We start from the raw sequence: 22,303 nt of genomic DNA on the forward strand, positions 1-22,303 counted from the left end.
CAGCGCTGCGCACACTCGTCCAGGCGGTCGCGACCTTCCCAGGCCATGGCACGCACCCGTGCGCCATCGCACCGCTTGAGGCACCAATGAACACGCCATTGTCCGATCTACCCGCGCCGCTGACCCTTGCCCTGGAAGGCGAGATGACCATTCGTCGCGCGGCCGAGCTCAAGCCGTTGCTGCAGCCGGCCCTGCTGCATCCGGGTGGATTGCATCTGGACCTGGCCGCCGTCAGCGAGATCGATACCACCGGTCTGCAATTGTTGCTGGCCACCAAGCAGGCGATCCAGGCCGATGGCCGCCCGTTCTCGCTGACCGATTCCAGCCGCGCAGTGGTCGATGTCATCGAGCTGCTCGGCCTGCTCGAGGCCCTGTACCCGCATGCGGTTGCAGGCCTGGGCGAACGAATTCACTAACGGACTGGCGACGCGCGCATGGACATGAACCAGCTGATGCAGACCTTCCTGGCCGAGAGCCGGGACCTGCTCGAAGACATGGAACGTCACCTGCTCGAAGCCGAGCGCGGCGAACCGTCGCCGGATGCGGTCAATGCCATCTTCCGCGCCGCGCACACCATCAAGGGCTCCGGTGGCCTGTTCGATCTGCCGCAGCTGGTCGGCTTCACCCATGTGCTGGAAAGCGTGCTGGATCTGGTACGCGACGAAGCGTTGAGCTTGAGCTCGGAACTGATCGGGCTGCTGCTGGTGTGCTGCGACCATATCCATGCATTGGTGGAAACCGCCGCAGACCCGAGCCACGCCGACCCGGTCGCACTGGCCGCCGAAGCCGAGCCGCTGCTGGCGCAACTGCAGACGTATCTGCAACGCAGCGCCTGCGGCGTCACTGCAACCGCCGTTGCGCAAGGCGCACCGGAAAAGCAGAGCGGTTACTGGCGCATCACCCTGAAACTGTTTGCCGACGCACTGCGTTTTGGCAATTCGCCGCTCAAGCTGATTCGCAACCTGCGCAGCCTGGGTTCGGTCGAATCGATCAACACCGATATCAGCCAACTGCCGGCATTCGACGACCTGGATCCGGAAGCTAATTACCTGGGCTTCCAGATCCTGCTGCGCAGCGATGCCGACCGCGCCGCCATCGAAGAGGTGTTCGAATTCGTCCGCGAAGATTGCGATCTGGAGATCGTGTCGGTTCCGGCGCCATCCGATGCCGCTGAATTGCTCACTGCCGAAGCGGCAGCCAGCCCCGTGCCGAACAAGCCGCTTGCTGCAGTACCCAGCGCCGCTTCGGCGCCAGGCCGCGCCGCGCCGGACGCTGCCGCGCGCAACGCCGACGCGCGTTCCATCCGCGTGGACGCCGACAAGCTCGATCGCATGATCGATCTGGTCGGCGAACTCATCATTGCCGTCTCCAGCACCAACGCCAATGCGCAACGCACCGGCGATGCGCAGCTACTGGAATCGGCCTCGATCCTGGCTGGCCTGGTCGAAGACGTGCGCGAAAGTGCGCTGCAGCTACGCATGGTCAAGATCGGCGGCACCTTCAGCCGCTTCCAGCGCGTGGTGCACGATGTGGCGCGCGAACTGGGCAAGGACATCGCGCTGGTGGTAGCCGGCGAAGACACCGAACTGGACAAGTCGGTGGTGGAAAAGATCGGCGACCCGCTCACCCATCTGGTGCGCAATGCGATGGACCACGGCATCGAGCCGGCGGACGTGCGCGTGGCGCGCGGCAAGCCTGCGCGCGGCACCGTCGGGCTCAACGCATATCACGACTCCGGCAGCATCGTCATCCAGATCACCGACGACGGCGGCGGCTTGAACCGCGACCGCATCCTGGCCAAGGCGCTCGAACGCGGCCTGATCGAACCCGGCCGCCAGCTCAGCGACCGCGACGTATTCGCGATGATCTTCGAACCGGGTTTTTCCACTGCCGAAAAGGTCACCAATCTGTCCGGACGCGGCGTGGGCATGGACGTGGTCAAGCGCAACATCACCGCACTGCGCGGCACGGTCGAGATCGACAGCGCCGCCGGCGTGGGCACCACCATCTCGGTACGCCTGCCGCTGACGCTGGCCATCATCAACGGCTTCCAGGTCGGAGTGGGCAAATCGGTCTTCGTGGTGCCGCTGGATGTGGTCGAAGAGTGCGTGGAGTTCACGCCCGACTACACCAGCGATTACATCGACCTGCGCGGCAGCGTGTTGCCGTACGTGCGCCTGCGCGAACTGTTCGCGCTGGGCGGCAAGACGCCCTCGCGCGAAAGCATCGTGGTGATCCGACAGGGCGCGCAGCGCTTCGGCCTGGTGGTGGACACCCTGCTCGGCGAATGGCAGACGGTGATCAAGCCGCTGTCCAAGGTGTTCGCGCAGGTCAAAGGCATCAGCGGCTCGAGCATTCTGGGAAGCGGCGATGTCGCACTGATTCTGGATGTGCCCAGCCTGATTCAGCAGTTGCATCCCAACCAGGACGCGCTGGCGGCCTGAACGCCCGCGCCATCGCTCCGGCCCGAACCATCGTTTGTCGTTACCTGACCCCAGGAAGCTACCGTCATGTCACACCGTCTCCCGATCGCTACGCAGTTGTGGTTCACCGCCGCGCTTGCCGTCGCCCTGCCCGTCGTCGCGGTCGTCGCCGGCGTTGCGCTGACGCTCTCGCACGCAGCCTTGCTGGGCACCAGCATCGTTGCAGCATTGATCAGCGGTGCCTTGCTGGTCTGGGCAATCCGTATCGCCAGCGCGTCGCTGGAGATGGCCACCACCACGCTGGACGCGTTCTCGCGCGGCAACTTCGACGTGGCGCTGCCGCAAGTGCGCGACGACCAGGCCAGCGATGTCCTGCGCGGGCTGCGCAAGGTGCAGAGCGGCATCCGCCACGTCAACGAGGAAATCAACCGCGTTTCGCGCGAACACGATGCCGGCGAGATCGACGCGCGCATCGATGTGGCGCGCTTCGATGGCGATTTCCGCACCATGGGCGATGGCATCAACCGCATGGTGGCCAGCCATATCGCGGTAAAAAAGCAGGCGATGGCGTGCGTGGCCGAGTTCGGTCGCGGCAATTTTTCCGCCGAACTCGAGCGCCTGCCGGGCAAGAAGGCCTTCATCAACGAGGTGGTGGACCAGATCCGCGGCAACCTCACCGGCATGGTCGCCGAGGTCAATCGCATGTCGGCCGAGCACGATGCCGGCGATATCGATGTGGTCATCGACACCCAGCGCTTCACCGGCGATTTCCGTCGCATGGCCGAAGGCATCAACGCGATGGTGGCCAGCCATATCGCGGTCAAGAAACAGGCCATTGCCTGCGTCAGCGAATTCGGCCGCGGCAACTTCACCGCACACCTGCCGTTGCTGCCGGGCAAGAAGCGCTTCATCAACGACACCATCGAACAGGTGCGCGGCAACCTCACCGGCCTGATCGCCGAGATCAACCACATGTCGGACGAACACGAGGCCGGCGACATCGACGTGGTCATCGACAGCAGCCGCTTCGATGGCGACTTCCGCAGCATGGCGCTGGGCATCAACCAGATGGTGGGTGCGCATATCGCGGTCAAGAAACTGGCGATGGGCGTGGTGGCCGAATTCGGCCGCGGCAACTTCGATGCACCGCTGGCGCAGCTGCCGGGCAAGAAGGCCTTCATCAACGACACCGTGGAGCGCGCGCGCGGCAATCTGCGCAGCATTTCCGAAGTGATCCAGGTCATGGGCGCGATGGCCGAAGGCGACCTCACCCACACCGTGGAAGGCCGCTACGAAGGCGCATTCGCCGACATGCAGCGCTACGTCAACACCACCATGAGCCGTCTGACCGAGATCGTCGATGAGGTCAACCGCAATGCCGAAAACCTGGCCAGTGCGTCGGAAGAGGTCAGCGCCACCGCGCAGGCGCTGGCCCAGGCCGCCAGCGAACAGGCGGCCGGTGTGGAAGAAACCAGCGCCTCGCTGGAGCAGATGACCGCCTCCATCGCACAGAACACCGAAAACGCGCGCGTTACCGACAGCATGGCGGCCAAGGCGGCCAGCGAAGCGGCCGACGGCGGCGATACCGTGCGCGCCACCGTGGTGGCGATGAAGGACATCGCCAAGAAGATCGGCATCATCGACGACATTGCGTATCAGACCAACCTGCTGGCGCTCAATGCCGCCATCGAAGCGGCGCGCGCCGGCGAACACGGCAAGGGCTTTGCGGTGGTGGCCGCCGAAGTGCGCAAGCTGGCCGAACGCAGCCAGATCGCTGCGCAGGAAATCGGCGAAGTGGCTGAATCCAGCGTGGAACTGGCCGAAAGCGCCGGCCGCGTGCTCGGCGAGATGGTGCCTTCGATCCGCCGCACCTCCGACCTGGTGCAGGAAATCGCCGCCGCTTCCGAAGAACAGACCGCCGGCGTCAGCCAGATCAATACTGCGGTGGGCCAGTTGAACCAGACCACCCAATCGGCCGCCGCCAATGCCGAAGAACTGGCCGCCACCTCGGAAGAGATGAGCGCGCAGGCCGAACAGCTGCAGCAGCTGATGGGCTTCTTCCGGCTGGGCAATGGCAGCCGTGGCGCCGCATCGGGCAGCCGCAGGCCAGGACCGCGCAGGATCGCAGCGCATGCGCCTGCCACTGTGAACAGCGCGCCGCCACGACGCACCAACGTGCGCCAGATCAGTGCGTTGGCCGCCACCGCCGATGCGATCGACGAATCGCAATTCGCCAGCTTCTGAGGAGCCGACGATGCAAGCGCGCCCCGCAACCAACCACCAGATGCCGTCATCGACGGCACCGCAGCAATACCTGACCTTTCTGCTGGGCCGGGAGATGTTCGGCCTGGGCATCCTGGGCATCAAGGAAATCATCGAATACCGCGTGCCGACCGATGTGCCGATGATGCCGCCGGCGCTGCGCGGGGTGATCAATCTGCGCGGCGCGGTGGTGCCGGTGGTCGACCTGCAGCAACGTTTCGGCCGCAACGCCAGCGCGATCACCAAGCGCAGCTGCATCGTGATCGTGGAGATCGCGCATGGTGAGCTGCATCAGGTGCTTGGGCTATTGGTGGATGCGGTCAGCGAAGTGCTGGAAATTGCGCCCTCCGACATCGTCGACACGCCCAGCTTCGGCGCCGGCATCGCGCGCGACTTCATCCACGCCATGGGCAAGATCGGCGAGCGCTTCGTGATCCTGCTCGATGCCGATGCCGTGCTGGGCAACGACACGCTCGCCCAGCTGCCGGCCGCCGAGCTGGCGGCCTGACCTCACGCATGCACTCAAGGACTCCCATGCGCCCCGCCCTTCTCTCCTGCAACTGCACGCTGGCCGGCCCGGTCCTGGTCGTGGACGACAGCGTGGTCCAGCGCGAACACGCCATGGCGCTATGTCGCCAGCTCGGCGCAAGCGTGGTCGACGGTGCCGTCGACGGAAACGCGGCCCTGGAGTGGCTGACGCGCGCCCAGGCGCCATCGTTGCTGCTGGTGGATCTGGAAATGCCGGGCATGGACGGTGTGCAGTTGCTCGACGCCCTGGCGCGCGGCAAATACAGCGTGCCGGTAGTCGTGGTATCGCAACGCGGCGGTGCCTTGATCGATGCGGTGATGCAACTCAGCCGCAGTGCCGGCGTGCGCGTGCTCGGCGGCATCGAAAAGCCGATGAACCTGCAGGATCTGGCCACCGTACTGGAGTGCGAACCGGAGCCGGCCGCCGACGCACCGGCGTTCGCGCCGGTGGCGATTTCGCCGCTGATGTCCAGCGGTGGCGCCGCCGCCTCGCGGCTGGATCGCGCCATGCGCCGCGGCGAGATCCGCGTGGCCTACCAACCCAAGCTCGATCTGAAGGACGGCCGCCTGCGTGGCGTGGAAGCGCTCGCACGTTGGCGCCGACCGCAAGGCGACATGATCGGCCCGGACCGTTTCATTCCGCTGGCCGAACGCGAAGGCTTGATCCACGCGTTGACGCAGCAGGTCATCGACAAGGCCATCGCGCAATTGGTGGACTGGCGCGCCGAAGGGCTCGACCTGAGCCTGGCCCTGAACCTCTCGCCCCGGCTGCTGGGCGAGGACCATTTCCTCGAAGAGCTATGCACCAAGCTGGGCGAGAACGGCCTAAGCCCGGCCGATCTGGTACTGGAGCTCACCGAAAGCGCCATCGTGGAGCCGGCCAATGCGCTGAGCATGCTGGCGCGTTTGCGCCTGCACGGGTTCGGCCTGTCCATCGACGACTACGGCACCGGCTTCTCCTCGCTGCAGCGCCTGGCCAGCATTCCCTTCACCGAACTCAAGCTGGACCGCAGCTTCGTGCATGCGGCGCATCGCAGCCGCAGCCAGCGCACCGTGCTCGAATCCACGCTGGAACTGGCGCATCGGCTCGAACTCACCGCCGTGGCGGAAGGCGTGGAAACGCCCGACGACTGGCGGCTGCTGCGCGAACTTGGCTGCGATCTGGCACAAGGCTATCTGATGGCATCGCCGATGCCCGGGCCGATGCTGTCGGAGTGGTGGCGCGAACACGCCGTGCGCATCGCACGCCTGAGCGACAGCACGTTCCACAGCGATGCGGACGTGGCCTGAGCCAATGAGCACAGCAACCGCCATCACCGAACAGGAGTTCGGCCGCTTCCAGCGCTTCATCTTCGAAGCGGCCGGCATTACCATTTCCTCCGGCAAGAAGGCGATGCTGTGCGGCCGCCTGGGCAAGCGTCTGCGCGAACATCAGTTCAGCACCTACACGCAGTACCTGCAGCTGTTGGAAAGCCGCCAGGACCGCAGGGAAATCCAGACCGCGATCGACCTGCTCACCACCAACGAAACCTATTTCTTCCGCGAGCCCAAGCATTTCGAGCTGCTGCGCAAGCTGGCCGGCGAACACCGTGGCGGGCTGCCGTTCCGCTGCTGGAGCGCTGCCAGTTCCAGCGGCGAAGAAGCCTACAGCATGGCCATGGTGCTGGACGACACCTTGCAGGGCCGCCCGTTCGAAGTGGTAGGCAGCGACATCAGCACCCGCGTGCTGGCCAAGGCACGCACCGGCCATTACGCGCTGCAACGTATCGACGGCATCCCGCAGGCCTATCTCAAACGCTACTGCCTGCGTGGCCAGGGCGAGTACGACGGCACCTTGCTGGTGGAGCGGCGACTGCGCGAGCGCGTGCAGTTCGTGCACGCCAATCTCAATGCCGCGTTGCCGGCACTGGGCAGCTTCGATGCGATTTTTCTGCGCAATGTGATGATCTATTTCAATGGCCAGACCAAGCGCGAAGTGATCCTGCGCGTGCTGTCCAACCTCAAGTCGGGCGGGCACTTCTGCATCGGCCATTCGGAAAGCCTGAGCGAACTCGACATCGATCTGGTCCAGGTGGCACCCTCGATTTTCCGCAAGGCATGACCCAGGGGTTCACCGTGTCGACAGCGCTCCATCGCCCCGCCGCCAACCCCACTCCCATCAAGGCCATGGTGGTCGACGATTCGGCAGTGGTGCGCCAGGTGCTGGTGGGCGTGCTCAACGACGCGCCCGGCATCGACGTCATCGCCACCGCCGCGGACCCGCTGCTGGCGATCGAAAAAATGCGCCAGCACTGGCCGGATGTGATCGTGCTCGACGTGGAAATGCCGCGCATGGACGGCATCACCTTCCTGCGCAAGATCATGAGCGAGCGGCCCACGCCGGTGGTGATCTGCTCCACGCTCACCGAAAAAGGCGCGCGCGTCACCATGGATGCGCTGGCCGCCGGCGCGGTGGCGGTGGTGACCAAACCCCGCCTGGGTCTGAAGCAATTTCTCACCGACTCTGCCGACGAACTGGTGGCGACCGTGCGCAGCGCCGCGCGCGCCAACGTCAAGCGGCTGGCCGCGCGCGTGACTGCCGCGCCGCTGGAAGCGGAGGTCAAGCACACAGCAGATGTCATCCTGCCGGCGCAAAGCGGGCGTGCGCTGGCGCAGACCACCGAACGCATCGTCGCGATCGGCACCTCCACCGGCGGCACCCAGGCCCTGGAAGAAGTGCTCACGGCACTGCCGCGCGTCTGCCCGGGCATCGTGATCGTGCAGCACATGCCGGAGAAATTCACCGCTGCCTTCGCCGCACGTCTGAACGGCCTGTGCCAGATCGCCGTCAAGGAAGCCGCCAACAACGACCGCGTGATGCCGGGCCGCGCATTGATCGCCCCCGGCGGCAAACATCTGCTGCTGCGTCGCAGCGGCGCGCAGTATTTCGTCGAAGTGCTGGAAGGACCACCGGTCAACCGGCATCGCCCGTCGGTCGATGTACTGTTCCGCTCGGCCGCGCGCGCGGCCGGCAGCAATGCGCTGGGCATCATCATGACCGGCATGGGCGACGATGGTGCCGCCGGCCTGCTGGAAATGCGCCAGGCCGGCGCACGCACGGTCGCGCAGGACGAACACACCAGCATCGTGTTCGGCATGCCCAAGGAAGCGATCAAGCGCGGCGGCGCGGACCGTATCCTGCCGCTGGGCGCGATGGCGCGCGAGATCGTGACGCAGCTGCAATAACGCGACAGACGTCCACGTCGCGCGCCAAACGTGCTGCCAGAACCACTGCACCTTCTGCGCGACAGACCCTGCGCATCTGCTCGACAGAGCCAGTGCCTGTGCTGGGCACAACCACTGCGTCTGTTCCAACGCAACCACTGCGCTGCGCAGGATCGACGCGCGCATCTCTTCCGTCCATGAAGATCTCCACATTCCCTTCTCCGGTCTGCGGGAGAAAGTGCCCGAAGGGCGGATGAGGGCAACACCCTGAGCGGACCTACAGCTGCGACTCAAGCGGCAGCCAGCCCATCACCGTTGCTGCACCACGTCGCCACACGCTCGCGGCCGGCTCGCGCGACCACACCTCGGGCGGCTGCGCGGCATCATCGTGCCAACGCAGTTCGCCCTGGTCCAGGGTCACGCGGTAACTCACCGGCGCACTGACCTTGTGGTTGTACAGGCGCTCCAGCTCCGCGGTGACCACACGGTCGTTGAACAACAGGCCCATTTCGGTATTGAGGTTCATCGAACGCGGGTCCAGGTTGAACGAGCCGATGAAACCGCTGCTGTCGTCCACGACAAACGCCTTGGTATGCAAGCTGGCGCCGCTGGAACCGAACAGGCTGCCGTCCGGCTTGCCCATCGGCTTGAGCTCATGCAGGCGCACGCCCTGCTGCAGGAGCGGCACGCGATAACCGGCGTAACCGCTGTGCACTGCCACCACGTCGTTGGCTGCCAGCGAATTGGTCAGAATGCTCACGCGCACGTTGCGCTGGCGCAGATTGCCGATCCAGCGCATGCCCTCGTCGCCCGGCACGAAATACGGCGAAATCACTTTCAGCCCGCGCTGTGCGTGCGCCATTTCGCCGATCAGCACTGGCGTCATCCAGTCGGCTTGCGGCGGCGCACCTTCGGCTTTTTCCGGCGGGTCGGAGACGATACGCGCTTGCGACACCCAGTGCACCGGGCGGTCGCCCTGCATCAGTTCGCGCACGCTTGGAGAGCGCTTGAGCCGCTCCACATACGGATGCGCGCGCACCGATGCCATGCCGGCGTCCAGGCTGCCACGCAAGGCCTCCAGTGCCTGCGGTTTTGCGGTAACCAGCGCAGACAGCGGCAAGGCATTGGGGCTATTCCAGTACGCATCGAATACCTGCTCGGCCTGGCCCACCGCTGGCCCCATCAGCGCCGCATCCATATCCATGAAATTGGTGTCGCGCGCCGCATCGAAATATTCGTCGCCCACGTTGCGCCCACCCACCACCGCGATGCGGCCATCGGCAATCCAGGCCTTGTTGTGCATGCGGCGGTTGATGCTGAACATGCGCAGCACCATCTCCACGCCGCGCATCAAGGTGCCTTCGCGCGCGCGGGTCGGGTTGAACAGGCGAATCTCGATCAGCGGATGGCTATCCAGGGCGGCCAGCACCGAATCGCTGCCATGGATATTCATGTCGTCCAGCAGCAACCGCACGCGCACCCCGCGATCGGCCGCGCGCAGCAACTCGTTGTGCAGCAGGTTGCCGGTGAAATCGGCGTGCCAGATGTAGTACTGCAGATCCAGGCTGCGCCCGGCCGCACGCGCGGTGAGCGCACGTACCGCAAACGCATCGACGTTGTCCGGCAGGATCACCATGCCGGTCTGACCGGCATGCGCCTGTTGCAATGGCGCCACCACCTTGTCGATGGGCGTTGTCGCCGCCTTGGCAGGCAGCACGTGACTGACCGGCCCGCGTTGGCGGTCGGCAAAGCGCCCGTAGCCGTACAGCGCTAACGCACTGGCCAGCACCAGCACCAGCACCAGCACCAGCAGCGCAACGCCGAACCATTTGAAAAATTTCCGCTTTGTCACTGCCGATTCCGCGATTCGCAGCGCGGCAGTGTAGAGCCCACGCGGGCAGACCGGTGTGCAGACGCCGCCACAAGCAACCTCGACAATTCCGGCAAGCAACAGGCGGGTGTCCCGGAGGCGAGCACGCGCAGTACCACGTGCCGCACAAGGCGAGCGATACGGTGTATGGCGTCATCAGCAGCGTGGCGCGCGAGCTGCCGAAACACCAGCGCGCGCCCACGTCGCTTACCAGATGGTCACGCGCTCCTTGTCGCCCCGTACCATCGTATCGCCGGGCTTGCACTGGAAGGCCTGCGCAAACGCCGGCATGTTCGACGGCGCACCGTTGGCGCGGAAATTCGCCGGCGCGTGCGGGTCGGTGTTCAGGCGCACGCGCAATTCGCCATCGGTGAAGTTGCGGCGCCACACCGTGGCCCAGTTCATGAAGAACCGCTGGTCCTGCGAATAGCCATCGATCTGCTTGTTGGCGACCGGCTGCTCCTGCAATGCCATTTGCAAGGCATCGTAAGCCACGGTCAGACCGCCCAGGTCGCCGATGTTCTCGCCCAGCGTCAGCTTGCCTTTGACGTGCACACCCTTGATCGCTTCATAGCCATCGAACTGGGCCACCAGCTGGTCGGTGCGCTCGGTGAACAGCTTGCGGTCTGCCTCGGTCCACCAGCTATCGAAGTTGCCCTTGGCATCGAACTGGCTACCGGAATCGTCGTAGCCGTGCATCATTTCGTGCCCGATCACCGCGCCGATGCCACCGTAGTTCAAGGCCGGATCGGCCTTGGGATCGAAGAACGGCGGCTGCAGGATCGCGGCCGGAAACACGATCTCGTTACGCGTGGCGTTGTAGTACGCGTTCACCGTCTGCGGGGTCATATGCCACTCGCGCTTGTCGACCGGCTTGCCGATCTTGTCCAGCATGTAGCGGTAGTTGAATGCCTGTGCGGCCTGCATGTTGGCAAGAAAGCCGTCGCCACGCGTCTGAAGACCCGACCAATCGCGCCACTGGTCCGGGTAACCGATCTTGGGAGTGAAGCTGGCCCATTTTTCCAGTGCGCGCTGTTTGGTTTCCGCGCTCATCCAGTCGAGCTTTTCCAGCCGCGCCTTGAGCGCCGCCGATAGATTCTGCACCAGTTGCTGCATCTGCTGCTTCGATTCGGCCGGAAATGCGGATTGCACGTACAGCTGGCCCAAGGCCTCGCCCATCGCCTCGTTGACCGCATTCAAGGTGCGCTTCCAGCGCGGCAGCATGTCCTGCTGGCCGCGCAGGGTCTTGGCGTAGAAATCGAAATTGGCCTGCTCGAACGGCTTGGCCAGGTACGGCGCCGCTTCGTCCACCGTGTGGAAGCGCAGATACGCTTTCCAGGTATCGACCGGCGTATCGGCCAGCATCGCATCGAGCTCGGCGAAATAGCCCGGCTGGCTCAGCGAGAAGGTGCCGGCCGGCACCTTGAGCGCCGCGAAGAACGCCTTCCAGTCGAAGTGCGGCGTGATGGCGTTGGCGCCGGCCACATCGACCGGGTTGTAGCGCTTGGCCGGGTCGCGCAGTTCGATACGCGACAACGACGCATTGGCCAGGCGCGTCTCGAACGCCATCACCGCCTTGGCCTGGGCAGCCGCCTGCGGTGCCGGGATGCCCGACAGCTCCAGCATCCGCGCGATGTAGGCCACGTACTGCTCGCGAATCTTTGCCTGCGCCGGATCGGTGTAATAGCCCTTTTCGGGCAAGCCCAGACCGCCCTGCCCTGCGTAGGCGATCATCTGCTCGGAATTCTTGTAGTCGGCATTGGCACCGAACGAAAACACCACACCCTGGCCTTGCGCATAACTGTTGCGCAACCAGGCGGCAATGGCCGGCGCATCGGTCAATGCCTCGATGTCCTTCAATTGCGGCTGCAGCGGCGTAATGCCGGCTTTGTCGATCGCCGCTTCATCCGAGCCGGTCCGCCACAGGTCCGCGAGCTTGGCATCCACCGAACCGGCCGACAGGTTGCCGCGCGCCAGTTGCTCCACCAGCGCGTGCTGGATGGTCAGCGAGCGCTCGGCCAGCACCTCAAAGCTGCCCCAGCTGGTGCGATCGGACGGCACCGGGTTGGCCTTGAGCCACCTGGCGTTGACGAACCCGTTGAGGTCCTCACACGCGGCGATGCTCGGGTCCAGATCGCCGCTGCTGAACGCCACGATCGGCGCATCGAGCTTGGACACGTCCACCTTGGTCGGTACCGCCCGCGGTGCGGCGGGCGCCACCTTGGCAGTGTCGTCGGAGGCACCGCACGCAGACAGCGCGACCACGATGGCGACCGCGAGCGATAGCGGGGCTAACTTGCGCAACTTCATTGAATTCTCCAAGGGCTGACCGCGCAGGCGCGATCGAAAAAAGTCAACATCCGGTCGGCAAGCGCTGGCGAAGGACCGCGCAGCAGGCGCCCGCCTCCCCGTCAGTCGCGGCGCAACCGGCCAGACCACATCAGTGCAGCGGCACTGCAACATAACCTGCGACGCCGTGCCGTATGAAAGTCCATTGCATCAGTACACCACGTGCGCGTCTGTCATCGACACCGCGGCGCGCTGTTTCCACCCACACCGGCGCAGCTCGCGCCATCGCATGCGCTCAAGGCCGCGCGTAGAACGGCGCCATCAACAGGTACACCGGATACGCCAACGCCATCAGCACCAGGGCGACCTCGTGCCCCGACGCCGCATCGGCGCACGCTTCCATCTGTCGCGACGGCCCAGCGACGCCAATCCCCAGCAGTAGTACGCCCATTGCGCAGATCAGCAGCGCCAGCCCCAGCCCCCGCACCGGAGATGTCGCTGGCAGCCAAAGCGACAAAGGCGGGGCCGCCGGCCAGCAGCATGCCAAGCGTCACCAGATACGCGCGACAATAAACGGCAGTCATCTGCCGGGTTCCACGTTTGCCTGACATCGTGTCTCGCCTGCACTCGGCGGAGCGCGCATCGCCCCCTCGCACCGCGTCCATTCACCACCGCATGCAGCCGCTTGCAGCCGCGTGCGCGCAAGAACTCGCGCTGCGCGCACCGCACGCAGCGCTGCAAGCGCCAGCGGCGATTACTTCGCCTTGCCCTGGTTGGCTACTGCTTCGGCCGCGCGCTTGGCCGCTTCCGGGTCGCCCAGGTAACGGAAGCTGCGCACCTGCAAGTTGTCGTCCAGCTCGAACAGCAACGGGATGCCGGTAGGGATGTTGAGCTCCAGGATCTGCTCATTGGAGACATCGTTGAGGTACTTGTAGAGCGCACGCAGCGAATTGCCGTGCGCGGTCACCAGCACGGTCTGCCCGGCCTTCAACTGCGGCGCAATCGCGTCGTGCCAATACGGCAACACGCGCACCAGCGTGGTCGCCAGCGACTCGGTCCCCGGCAGCGCATTGCGGTCGAGGGTGGCGTAGCGACGGTCGTGGCACGGGTGGCCCGGGTCGTTGACGTCCATCGCCGGCGGCGGGATGTCGTACGAACGGCGCCAGATCTTGACCTGCTCCTCGCCGTGCTTGGCCGCGGTTTCGGCCTTGTCCAGGCCTTGCAGGCCACCGTAGTGGCGCTCGTTGAGGCGCCAGCTCTTGGACACCGGCAACCAGTCCTGGTCAAGCTCCTTCAACGCGCCCTGCAGCGTGTGGATGGCGCGCTTGAGCACCGAGGTGTGGGCGACATCGAACTGCAGCCCTTCGTCCTTCATCAGCCTGCCGGCTGCCACAGCTTCCTGGCGGCCCTGGTCGGTCAGTTCCACATCCACCCAGCCGGTGAAACGGTTGTCCAGATTCCATTGGCTCTGGCCATGGCGCAGCAGTACGAGTTTGCGGGTCACTACGGTTCTCCGATTGGGGGCCGATCAGCCTGCGATTGTAGCGGCAGCGCGTGCATCGCAGGCGTGCACGAGATCGCCACATGCCGCGCGCGATGCTTTGGCAATGCAGACCAACGACCCCGTCTTCGCCGGTTGGGACGGCAGCGTGATCCAGGCGCGACAGTTGCAACAGCAACTGGCGCAGCGCGTGGTGCTCGACGACGCAGTGAGCGCCACGCCGCAGTTGCTTGCAGGGTTCGATGTCGGTTTCGAAGACGATGGCCAGACCACCCGCGCGGCCGCCGTGTTGCTGGATGCGCAGACGTTGCTGCCGCTGGAAACGCACATCGCGCGCGTGCCGACCTCGATGCCCTATGTCCCTGGCCTGCTCAGTTTTCGCGAATTGCCGGCATTGCTGCAGGCCCTGGCGCTGCTGTCGCGCACGCCGGACCTGGTGTTCATCGATGGCCAGGGCATCGCGCATCCACGCAAGCTTGGCATCGCAGCGCACTTCGGCGTGGTGACCGGCCTGCCGTGCATCGGCATCGCCAAGCAGCGCCTGGCCGGCAGCTTCGCCGAGCCTGGGCCCGAACGCGGCGACCACACGCCGATCCTGCTGGGCGGTGCGCAGATCGGCTGGGCGCTGCGCAGCAAACCGCGCTGCAATCCATTGATTGTCTCGCCCGGCCATCGCGTGTCGATGCAAGGCGCACTGGACTGGACCCTGCGCACGTTGCGCACCTATCGCCTGCCCGAGCCCACACGCCTGGCCGACCGGCTGGCCTCGCGCCGCGGCGAGGTGACGGTGCCGGCAGCCTACCCCGCTCAGCTGCTGTGAGCAGGCGTTCAAGCCGCGTCAGGCGCCGCATGCACGGGCGGTCACACTGACACGGCGCTAAGGCGACCAATCAGTTTTCAGTGATGGCGATGCGACCGGCACCGTCGATCCGGAAGAAAACCATGTTCTTGTTGGATGGGGGCTGGAAGTTCACGGAATACCCGACTGCGTAGGGCTGATCCCTGCATGAGGAAGAAGAAGAAACCACCTGATAGTTGACCGCACTGTTGAGGGTCGGCCCTGCGACGCTCCTGTTGGCGTAGACCGCATAGCAGGCAACCGTCTTTCCATTCGCCGAGAAGGCCAGCGAGCGGACACCGGCGGCCACACTGATGATGCGGCTGTTGACGGCATGCTGGACGCTCTGGGCACTACCAAGGGATGGCACCGACGCCGCCATGACCAAGAAGAGCAGCGATCTGGTTTTCTTTCCTGAGATCGATGAGACCATGAAGGTAAGTCCTCAGATTGGGAGTGAGAATCTGAAACGCATCGAGTAAAACGCGAAAGCGCGAGCGAGTTGCCGCCACGTGTGCAGCGCAGACGATGCGCAGCAAGCGACCGTTGCCGATCCGGCATCTGAGACGCCTGCAGTGAAGGCCAACACGCTCGTGGAGCGTGCAAGCGCCGCTATTATTCATGGCGCGATGACACGCGTGACTTGGCACGACGCATCTAGGTTGCGCCGGTACGTTTCCCGCAATGCAACTTCGTTCGTGTTGCAACTTCGCCGCTGCCAGAGCCTCGCCAACCGATGCTTGGCGGCAGCACCGGCGGCGACGTCTGGACACGGCCGCTCGCGGAGGAAGATCGGGCCGGCCATGGTGGCCGCAAGCGCCTTGGGCCTTGCCGATTGGACATGCGGACGGGAATGGCGCCTACGCCTGCGCCTCAATGTTGCGGCCTGCCTGATCCCGGACCGCAGCGCTGGATGAGTCGTCTTCGCCGCCAACAATGTCCACGCTGGCAACGCATCCGGCCTGCAAAGGACCGGGGCTTTCTCGCCATGAGCCGCTGCTAGCCCATGCCACGCCCGCATGGCGTTCGCGGTGCGGCGCCAGCCGCCACACCGATGGCGCATTGCCCGACGCGCATGAAGCGCCATGACTCGGACACTGCGTTTTACGCCACGCGCCCGCCTCGGCCACCGCGCATGCCAAGCTCGTGCCCACGTCATCACTCCGCGAGACCGCGCATGACCACCCTGATCGCTCCACGCGTCCATGACATCGGCGGACTGGAAGTGCGCCGCGCCGTGCCCACCCTGCAGGCGCGCAGCGTCGGGCCATTCGTGTTCGTCGACCACATGGGCCCAGCCGTACTGGAGCCGGATCACGGCATCGATGTACGCCCACATCCGCACATCGGCCTGGCCACGGTCACGTTCCTGTGGGCCGGAGAAATCGGCCACCGCGACACGCTGGGCTCGGATCAGGTGATCCGCCCTGGCGACGTCAACTGGATGACTGCCGGCCGCGGCATCGCCCATTCCGAACGCACGCCAGGCCCGGAGCGCGCACGCCAACACGCCTTGCACGGCATGCAGACCTGGATCGCCTTGCCGCGCTCGGCCGAGGAGACCGCGCCAGCGTTCCATCACCACGCGGCGGCAAGCCTGCCGCAGCAGCGCCGCGACGGCGTGTGGCTGCGCGTGATTGCCGGCCGCGCGTACGGTGAGGAATCGCCGGTGCAGGTGTTCAGCGGCACGCTGAATGTGGCGCTGGACCTGGCGCCCGACGCCGAACTCGATCTGGACGCCGGGCACGCCGAGCGCGCCCTGTACATCCTGGAAGGCGAGGCGCAGCTGGATGGTGCCGATGTGCCAGCTCGCCACCTGATCGTGCCCTCGCCCGGCGCCCGTGGCCGCTTGCGCGCCAAGACCCCGCTCAAGGCAATGCTGCTTGGTGGCGAGCCGCTGGATGGGCCGCGTCATCTATGGTGGAACTTCGTGTCCAGTTCCAAGCAACGCATCGAGCAGGCCAAGGACGACTGGCAAGCCGGCCGCTTCGGCAGCATTCCCGGCGACGACGAGGAGTTCATTCCGCTGCCCGAGTCACCGGCCCCGAAACCGGTTAATTACCCTTGAAACCGTGCGCTGCGCGAGTGGACCGACACGCGCGATCACCAGGTCTCGTAACGGAAGTGCCAAGCTGCACATGCGATGCCAGGCACATGTGCGACATCACTTGAGCTAATTCGCAAAACTGTGGTAGTGATGGCCTTGTAGACGGAGCGCGTTGCGTGGACGGCAGTCCTTGAGCGGGGAGTTCGAGGTACTGCAACGGCACCAAATAAGCGCGCCCGCATCGTCATCCAATGCCGGGGAATCGTGTATGAAGTCTGCATCCTGCCTTGTTGGCCTGAGCTTGCTGCTGGCCGCTGCCACCGCCCACGCCCAGACCTCGCCAGTCTGCCCGCCGTTGCCACCGGCCTCCGGCCTGCAATGGAACGAGCTCGCCGGTGCCGATTACCTGGTCTGCAAGGCCGTGACGGCAGATGGCCGCCAGGTGGTGGGAGTGATGCTCACTACCCGCGACCCGGCGATGACGTTGGCACGCGACCGCCGCGCCGAAAAGGGCCAGATCCAGCAGGAAGATTTCTACTGGTACAAGCTCGATCTGGGCGGCCGCGACATGCCGGGTACGGAATCGCGCCGCGTCACCGTGGTCGAACTGGGCAAGAAGCGCTACGCGCAGCTGTGGATCGATGGCGCCAGCACCGAAGAACTCGCCTCGATGCAGTCGATGGTGCAGAACATGGATCTGCAGCCGGCCAGCCTGGCGCTGCAGCGCTGACGCAGCGCTGCGCACTGCTGCTGCAACAGCCTTGCAGCGCGGGGGTCTGCCCGGCGCGCTGCAGGCATTGGTCTGACCACATCTGCCGCTTGCGTGTCGCCGCAGATCACCATTGCGCGCTCGATGCGTGTGCCCCACGCGTGTCACGCCGACGCGCGTAATGCGACGACCAGCGGCGTGCACGTGCACCAGGCGCGCCGGATACGTCCATCGGCTCAACGGTTTTGATTCTGGCGGACACCACGTGCGGCGGCGACGCGTGGGAGAACGCTCACGGTTGCGCACGTTGGAGCAGCGGCTCCCCTCGGCGTACGCCCGGAATCGGCGCGGACCGATCGCCCGTTCCGATTCCGATTTCGCATTCACCATACTCAAGGACCGCCGGCAAGCGTCTGTCAGTCGCGCCAATCGCCGTGTCTCCACCGCCGCCAGCCGCCTGCAACCGAGTCTGGATGCGCACCTCGCCGGTAAGCAGGCGATGGATCGGGCATTTGTCGGCCACTTCCATCAACCGTGCGCGTTGCTCGTCGTCCAGCGCCCCGTCAAGCACCACCTCGCGGGCGATCGCCGTGCCGGCAGCGCCGCACTGCGTGTAATGCAGATGCACGTGCACCGCCGTCAGCGGCCACTGCTTGCGCGCGGCCACCATCGACACCGTGATGGCAGTGCACGCTCCCAGTGCGCCCAACACCTGCGACTCGGGATCCGGCCCGGCGTCGCCGCCACCATTGGCCAGCTGCGTATCGCCGCTCCAGGTGTGCAGTCCGTCGTGGATGCTGACCGTGTACGGCACCGCGCCGGTGCGCACGCTGACAGGCCGGTCACTCATTGCCGGCTCCTGCTGTCGGGCGCGAGCCAGTTCAAAACCGGCCTTCCTGGAAATCGACGAAGGCCTGCATCAGCTCCTGCTTGGTGTTCATCACGAACGGGCCATGCCGCATCACCGGCTCGTTGAGCGGGCGCCCCGCGACCAGGATCAGTTGCGCGCCGTCGGCACCGGCGTGCAGGCGCAGGCGCTGCCCACCGCCCAGCACGGCCAGCTGCTGCGCCGGCAACACGCGCGCGGTGTCGCTCTCGCCCACCGTCAGTGCGCCCTCGAAGGCATACGCGAACGCGTTATGCCCGCTCGGCAGCTGATATTCCCATTCCACGTTCGGTTCCAACGCGATATCCAGGTACACCGGGCTGGTTGCAGGTTGCACGATCGGCCCGACCACCTCGCCCACCGCACCGGCAATCACCTTGACCGTCACGCCGGGTGCCGGATGCGCCACCGGAATGTGGTCGGGTGCGTACTCCTGATATTTGGGGTCGGTCATCTTGTCGCGCGCCGGCAGGTTCACCCACAACTGAAAGCCGCGCATGCGCCCGGATTCCTGCTCCGGCATTTCCGAATGGATCAGCCCGCGCCCGGCGGTCATCCACTGCACGCTGCCCGGGGTCAGCAGGCCTTCGTTGCCGTGGTTGTCCTTGTGGCGCATGCGCCCGTCGAGCATGTAGGTCACGGTCTCGAAACCGCGATGCGGGTGGCTGGGAAAACCGGCCAGATAGTCTTCGGCCTTGTCGGTGCCGAATTCGTCCAGCATCAGAAACGGGTCCAGCTCCGGCAGCTGCTGCGTGCCGATGACGCGGGTCAGCTTGACCCCGGCCCCGTCGGAGGTCGGCATGCCGCGAATGGTGCGCAGCACGTGCGCTGCTGTGGTGGTCGTGGTGCTCATCGCTTGTCCCTGTGCTTTGTGGCGAAGCGCCAATGATGGGTGCGCGCGGGCCGCCGCCCAACCGCAACCATTGCAACCGATCGTTCCAAACGCCGCCAGCGCGGCAGCGCCCCTAACCGATCCGTGACCGTGGCACCCTACGACCAAAGTTTTACCCCCTTGCGTCCGGCTGGCATTGACCGCGGCCGGGCGTGGGTGGACCCTTGAACGAATCGTTCCTGAGGGGCATGCATGAAAGGGTTCTCGAAGCTGGCCTGGGGCGCGTTGGCGCTGCTGGCCGCGTTCTGCCTGGGCACCGTTGCGCTGCGGCGTGGCGAACACATCAACGCGTTGTGGATCGTGGTGGCGGCGGTGTCGATCTACCTGATCGCCTACCGGTTCTACAGCCTGTTCATCGCCGACAAGGTGATGCAGCTGGACATCACCCGCGCCACCCCGGCAGTCGCCAACAACGACGGCCTGGATTACGTGCCCACCAACAAGCACGTGCTGTTCGGCCACCACTTTGCTGCCATCGCCGGCGCCGGCCCCCTGGTCGGCCCGGTGCTCGCCGCGCAGATGGGCTACCTGCCCGGCCTGCTGTGGCTGGTGGTCGGCGTGGTGTTCGCCGGTGCGGTGCAGGACTTCGTGGTGCTGTTCCTGTCCAGCCGTCGCAACGGCCGCTCGCTAGGCGACCTGGTGCGCGAGGAGATGGGCCAGGTACCCGGCACCATCGCCCTGTTCGGCGCCTTCCTGATCATGATCATCATCCTGGCCGTGCTGGCGATGGTGGTGGTCAAGGCGCTGGCAGAAAGCCCGTGGGGCATGTTCACCGTCATCGCGACAATGCCCATCGCGCTCATGATGGGCGTGTACATGCGCTACATCCGCGTCGGCAAGATCGGCGAGATCTCGGTGGTGGGGTTGATCCTGCTGCTGGGCGCGATCTGGCTGGGCGGCAAGGTCGCCGCTGACCCGACCTGGGGTCCGGCCTTCACCTTCACCGCCAAGCAGATCACCTGGATGCTGATCGGCTACGGCTTCGTCGCCTCGGTATTGCCGGTGTGGCTGCTGCTGGCGCCGCGCGATTACCTGTCCACCTTCCTCAAGATCGGCACCATCCTGGCGCTGGCGATCGGCATCCTGGTGGTCATGCCGGACCTGAAGATGCCGGCGCTCACGCAATTCGCCTCCACCGGCGATGGCCCGGTGTGGAAAGGCGGCATCTTCCCGTTCCTGTTCATCACCATCGCCTGCGGCGCGGTCTCCGGCTTCCATGCGTTGATCGCTTCCGGCACCACGCCCAAGCTGCTCGCCAATGAAGGCCACATGCGCTACATCGGCTATGGCGGCATGCTGATGGAATCGTTCGTGGCGATCATGGCGCTGGTGGCCGCGTCGATCATCGAGCCGGGCATCTACTTCGCCATGAACAGTCCCGCCTCGCTGGTCGGCACCGACACTGTCGCAGTCGCTGCCAAGATCAGCGAGTGGGGCTTTTCGATCACACCGCAGGTGCTCGAGGCCACGGCACGCGATATCGGCGAGCACAGCATCCTGGCGCGCGCTGGCGGTGCACCTACGCTGGCGGTGGGCATCGCGCAGATCCTGCACCAGTTGCTGCCGGGCGAAGACACCATGGCGTTCTGGTATCACTTCGCCATCCTGTTCGAAGCACTGTTCATCCTGACCGCAGTGGACGCCGGCACGCGCGCCGGCCGCTTCATGCTGCAGGACCTGCTGGGCAACTTCATCCCGGCGTTGAAGAAGACCGAGTCGTGGACCGCCAATATCATCGCCACCGCCGGCTGCGTGGCGCTGTGGGGCTATCTGCTCTACACCGGCGTGATCGATCCGTTCGGCGGCATCCAGACCTTGTGGCCATTGTTCGGCATCTCCAACCAGATGCTGGCCGGGATCGCGTTGATGCTGGGCACGGTGGTGCTGTTCAAGATGAAGCGCGACCGCTACGCGTGGGTCACCATCATGCCGGCGCTGTGGCTGTTGCTGTGCACCACCTATGCGGGGCTGATCAAGATCTTCGACAGCAACCCGGCGCAGGGCTTCCTGGCACAGGCCCACAAGTTCCAGGCGGCCATCGCCAGCAACACCATTACCGCGCCGGCCAAGACGGTGCCGCAAATGCAGCAGATCGTCACCAATGCCTACGTCAACACCGGGCTGACCGTGCTGTTCCTGTTCGTGGTCGGCTCGATCCTGATCTATTCGATCAAGACGATCGTGGCGGCACGCCGCAACCCGCAGCGCACTGACCGCGAAACCCCGTACGTGGCGTTGCAGCCGCATCAGATGGCAGACCTGTAATGGGCACGCAACTCGTCCTGGCCAGTCACTATCAGGCACATCGCCGCATCTGGCGGCGCCTGATCCAGACCGCGCGGCTGTGTTGCGGCATTCCCGACTACGACAACTACGTGCGCCACATGCTGGAAAAACATCCCGACAAACCGGTGATGGACTACCCCGCCTTCTTTCGCGAGCGCCAGGATGCGCGGTATGGCGGCAAGAGTGGGTTTCGGTGTTGTTGAATGGCGGATTGGCGATTAGTGATTAGTGATTGGCTGATCAATGAAGTACAAACGCAACAGGGCGCGATGCGAATCGCGCCCTGTTGCGTTGATGTGGATGCAATAGTGCGGCTTTCTTTATGCGAATGGATGATGTGCTTGATCTAGGGAAGGTCTGATCAACTCACCGCAGATGCGCGACACTATCGCCTTATGTAGAGGATTCATCCATGCAGCTGACGTTCGGTGACGCTGAGGGCTTGGGCAAGCGTAAGCAGACCCGGCGCGAGATCTTTCTTGCCGAGATGGAGCAGGTTGTTCCGTGGCAGCAACTGCTTGCCCTGATCGCGCCGCACTATCCAGTGTCGGGGCGGCCAGGTCGGCAG

17 protein-coding genes and 3 pseudogenes are annotated in these 22,303 nt (G+C 65.2%); 13 read left to right on the forward strand and 7 right to left on the reverse strand.

What is annotated here, in order from left to right:
- The first annotated feature begins 86 nt into the window (after positions 1-86).
- The 7 genes from J7367_RS03100 (at position 87) to J7367_RS03130 (ending at position 8,438) form a co-directional block, all read left to right on the forward strand.
- The gene (locus tag J7367_RS03100) at positions 87-416 is read left to right on the forward strand and encodes an STAS domain-containing protein (protein ID WP_003488096.1); all 330 of its coding nucleotides are present in this window, start codon (positions 87-89) and stop codon (positions 414-416) included.
- Between the two features lie 18 nt (positions 417-434).
- The gene (locus J7367_RS03105) at positions 435-2,444 is read left to right on the forward strand and encodes a chemotaxis protein CheA (protein ID WP_057662394.1); all 2,010 of its coding nucleotides are present in this window, start codon (positions 435-437) and stop codon (positions 2,442-2,444) included.
- 66 nt (positions 2,445-2,510) lie between these two features.
- The gene (locus J7367_RS03110) at positions 2,511-4,667 is read left to right on the forward strand and encodes a methyl-accepting chemotaxis protein (RefSeq protein WP_057662391.1); all 2,157 of its coding nucleotides are present in this window, start codon (positions 2,511-2,513) and stop codon (positions 4,665-4,667) included.
- A gap of 10 nt (positions 4,668-4,677) precedes the next feature.
- Positions 4,678-5,193 carry a chemotaxis protein CheW gene (locus tag J7367_RS03115; protein WP_005913227.1) on the forward strand — a complete coding sequence of 172 codons (516 nt, stop codon included), beginning with the start codon at positions 4,678-4,680 and terminating at the stop codon, positions 5,191-5,193.
- A gap of 26 nt (positions 5,194-5,219) precedes the next feature.
- Positions 5,220-6,503 (forward strand): EAL domain-containing response regulator, encoded by a 1,284-nt coding sequence (locus J7367_RS03120; RefSeq protein ID WP_007971661.1) that lies wholly within the window; start codon positions 5,220-5,222, stop codon positions 6,501-6,503.
- 4 nt (positions 6,504-6,507) lie between these two features.
- A complete protein-coding gene (locus J7367_RS03125) occupies positions 6,508-7,314 on the forward strand; it encodes a protein-glutamate O-methyltransferase CheR (RefSeq protein ID WP_003488107.1) in 807 nt (268 codons plus the stop codon).
- Positions 7,311-8,438 carry a chemotaxis response regulator protein-glutamate methylesterase gene (locus J7367_RS03130; protein WP_033481043.1) on the forward strand — a complete coding sequence of 376 codons (1,128 nt, stop codon included), beginning with the start codon at positions 7,311-7,313 and terminating at the stop codon, positions 8,436-8,438. The genes J7367_RS03125 and J7367_RS03130 overlap by 4 nt, the downstream gene beginning before the upstream one ends.
- A gap of 256 nt (positions 8,439-8,694) precedes the next feature.
- Here the strand turns inward: J7367_RS03130 and J7367_RS03135 are convergent, their stop codons facing one another.
- The 4 genes and pseudogenes from J7367_RS03135 to gpmA all read right to left on the reverse strand — a co-directional run bounded on the left by J7367_RS03135 (position 8,695) and on the right by gpmA (position 14,080).
- Complete coding sequence (locus J7367_RS03135; RefSeq protein WP_057662387.1) at positions 8,695-10,269, reverse strand: phospholipase D family protein; 1,575 nt, start codon at positions 10,267-10,269, stop codon at positions 8,695-8,697.
- 225 nt (positions 10,270-10,494) lie between these two features.
- Entirely contained in the window at positions 10,495-12,597 is a 2,103-nt protein-coding gene (locus tag J7367_RS03140) for a M13-type metalloendopeptidase (protein WP_022558900.1), read from the reverse strand.
- A gap of 274 nt (positions 12,598-12,871) precedes the next feature.
- Positions 12,872-13,187 (reverse strand): annotated as a pseudogene (locus J7367_RS03145) (hypothetical protein).
- A 143-nt stretch (positions 13,188-13,330) separates the two neighbouring features.
- Positions 13,331-14,080 carry a 2,3-diphosphoglycerate-dependent phosphoglycerate mutase gene (gene gpmA / locus J7367_RS03150; protein WP_007971667.1) on the reverse strand — a complete coding sequence of 250 codons (750 nt, stop codon included), beginning with the start codon at positions 14,078-14,080 and terminating at the stop codon, positions 13,331-13,333.
- Between the two features lie 103 nt (positions 14,081-14,183).
- Here gpmA and nfi point away from each other — a divergent pair, with 103 nt between their 5' ends.
- Positions 14,184-14,897: a deoxyribonuclease V gene (gene nfi / locus J7367_RS03155; RefSeq protein ID WP_057662384.1), complete on the forward strand. Its 714-nt coding sequence runs from the start codon at positions 14,184-14,186 to the stop codon at positions 14,895-14,897.
- A gap of 70 nt (positions 14,898-14,967) precedes the next feature.
- Here nfi and J7367_RS03160 read toward each other — a convergent pair whose 3' ends face one another.
- On the reverse strand, positions 14,968-15,348 hold the full coding sequence (locus tag J7367_RS03160) for a hypothetical protein (RefSeq protein WP_022558897.1): 381 nt from the start codon (positions 15,346-15,348) through the stop codon (positions 14,968-14,970).
- A gap of 744 nt (positions 15,349-16,092) precedes the next feature.
- On the opposite strand from J7367_RS03160, the gene J7367_RS03165 reads away from it, so the two are divergent.
- A complete protein-coding gene (locus J7367_RS03165) occupies positions 16,093-16,983 on the forward strand; it encodes a pirin family protein (RefSeq protein WP_007963831.1) in 891 nt (296 codons plus the stop codon).
- Between the two features lie 247 nt (positions 16,984-17,230).
- Entirely contained in the window at positions 17,231-17,692 is a 462-nt protein-coding gene (locus tag J7367_RS03170) for a hypothetical protein (RefSeq protein WP_007963829.1), read from the forward strand.
- A gap of 406 nt (positions 17,693-18,098) precedes the next feature.
- Here the strand turns inward: J7367_RS03170 and J7367_RS03175 are convergent.
- Positions 18,099-18,521, reverse strand: a pseudogene (locus J7367_RS03175) (OsmC family protein); the annotation flags it as partial.
- Between the two features lie 31 nt (positions 18,522-18,552).
- The gene (locus tag J7367_RS03180) at positions 18,553-19,410 is read right to left on the reverse strand and encodes a pirin family protein (RefSeq protein ID WP_003488129.1); all 858 of its coding nucleotides are present in this window, start codon (positions 19,408-19,410) and stop codon (positions 18,553-18,555) included.
- Between the two features lie 231 nt (positions 19,411-19,641).
- Between J7367_RS03180 and J7367_RS03185 the strand changes: the two genes are divergently transcribed.
- The 3 genes and pseudogenes from J7367_RS03185 to J7367_RS03195 form a co-directional block, all read left to right on the forward strand.
- Positions 19,642-21,714, forward strand: coding sequence for a carbon starvation CstA family protein (locus tag J7367_RS03185; RefSeq protein WP_057662381.1), 2,073 nt, complete (start codon positions 19,642-19,644; stop codon positions 21,712-21,714).
- Positions 21,714-21,938: a CstA-like transporter-associated (seleno)protein gene (locus J7367_RS03190; protein WP_003488133.1), complete on the forward strand. Its 225-nt coding sequence runs from the start codon at positions 21,714-21,716 to the stop codon at positions 21,936-21,938. The genes J7367_RS03185 and J7367_RS03190 overlap by 1 nt, the downstream gene beginning before the upstream one ends.
- 209 nt (positions 21,939-22,147) lie before the next feature.
- Positions 22,148-22,303 (forward strand): annotated as a pseudogene (locus J7367_RS03195) (IS5/IS1182 family transposase); the annotation flags it as partial.

Origin of the sequence: Xanthomonas sp. D-36-1 (assembly GCF_017746155.1) — a bacterium.
Lineage (GTDB): Bacteria > Pseudomonadota > Gammaproteobacteria > Xanthomonadales > Xanthomonadaceae > Xanthomonas > Xanthomonas cissicola.

Coding starts and splice junctions, on each gene's coding strand:
- J7367_RS03160 (WP_022558897.1), bottom strand. CDS start 15,348: ATGGTCTCATCGATCTCAGGAAAGAAAACCAGATCGCTGCTCTTCTTG.
- J7367_RS03100 (WP_003488096.1), top strand. CDS start 87: ATGAACACGCCATTGTCCGATCTACCCGCGCCGCTGACCCTTGCCCTG.
- J7367_RS03110 (WP_057662391.1), top strand. CDS start 2,511: ATGTCACACCGTCTCCCGATCGCTACGCAGTTGTGGTTCACCGCCGCG.
- J7367_RS03120 (WP_007971661.1), top strand. CDS start 5,220: ATGCGCCCCGCCCTTCTCTCCTGCAACTGCACGCTGGCCGGCCCGGTC.
- J7367_RS03105 (WP_057662394.1), top strand. CDS start 435: ATGGACATGAACCAGCTGATGCAGACCTTCCTGGCCGAGAGCCGGGAC.
- J7367_RS03190 (WP_003488133.1), top strand. CDS start 21,714: ATGGGCACGCAACTCGTCCTGGCCAGTCACTATCAGGCACATCGCCGC.
- J7367_RS03170 (WP_007963829.1), top strand. CDS start 17,231: ATGAAGTCTGCATCCTGCCTTGTTGGCCTGAGCTTGCTGCTGGCCGCT.
- J7367_RS03115 (WP_005913227.1), top strand. CDS start 4,678: ATGCAAGCGCGCCCCGCAACCAACCACCAGATGCCGTCATCGACGGCA.
- J7367_RS03125 (WP_003488107.1), top strand. CDS start 6,508: ATGAGCACAGCAACCGCCATCACCGAACAGGAGTTCGGCCGCTTCCAG.
- J7367_RS03130 (WP_033481043.1), top strand. CDS start 7,311: ATGACCCAGGGGTTCACCGTGTCGACAGCGCTCCATCGCCCCGCCGCC.
- nfi (WP_057662384.1), top strand. CDS start 14,184: ATGCAGACCAACGACCCCGTCTTCGCCGGTTGGGACGGCAGCGTGATC.
- J7367_RS03185 (WP_057662381.1), top strand. CDS start 19,642: ATGAAAGGGTTCTCGAAGCTGGCCTGGGGCGCGTTGGCGCTGCTGGCC.
- J7367_RS03165 (WP_007963831.1), top strand. CDS start 16,093: ATGACCACCCTGATCGCTCCACGCGTCCATGACATCGGCGGACTGGAA.
- J7367_RS03180 (WP_003488129.1), bottom strand. CDS start 19,410: ATGAGCACCACGACCACCACAGCAGCGCACGTGCTGCGCACCATTCGC.
- J7367_RS03140 (WP_022558900.1), bottom strand. CDS start 12,597: ATGAAGTTGCGCAAGTTAGCCCCGCTATCGCTCGCGGTCGCCATCGTG.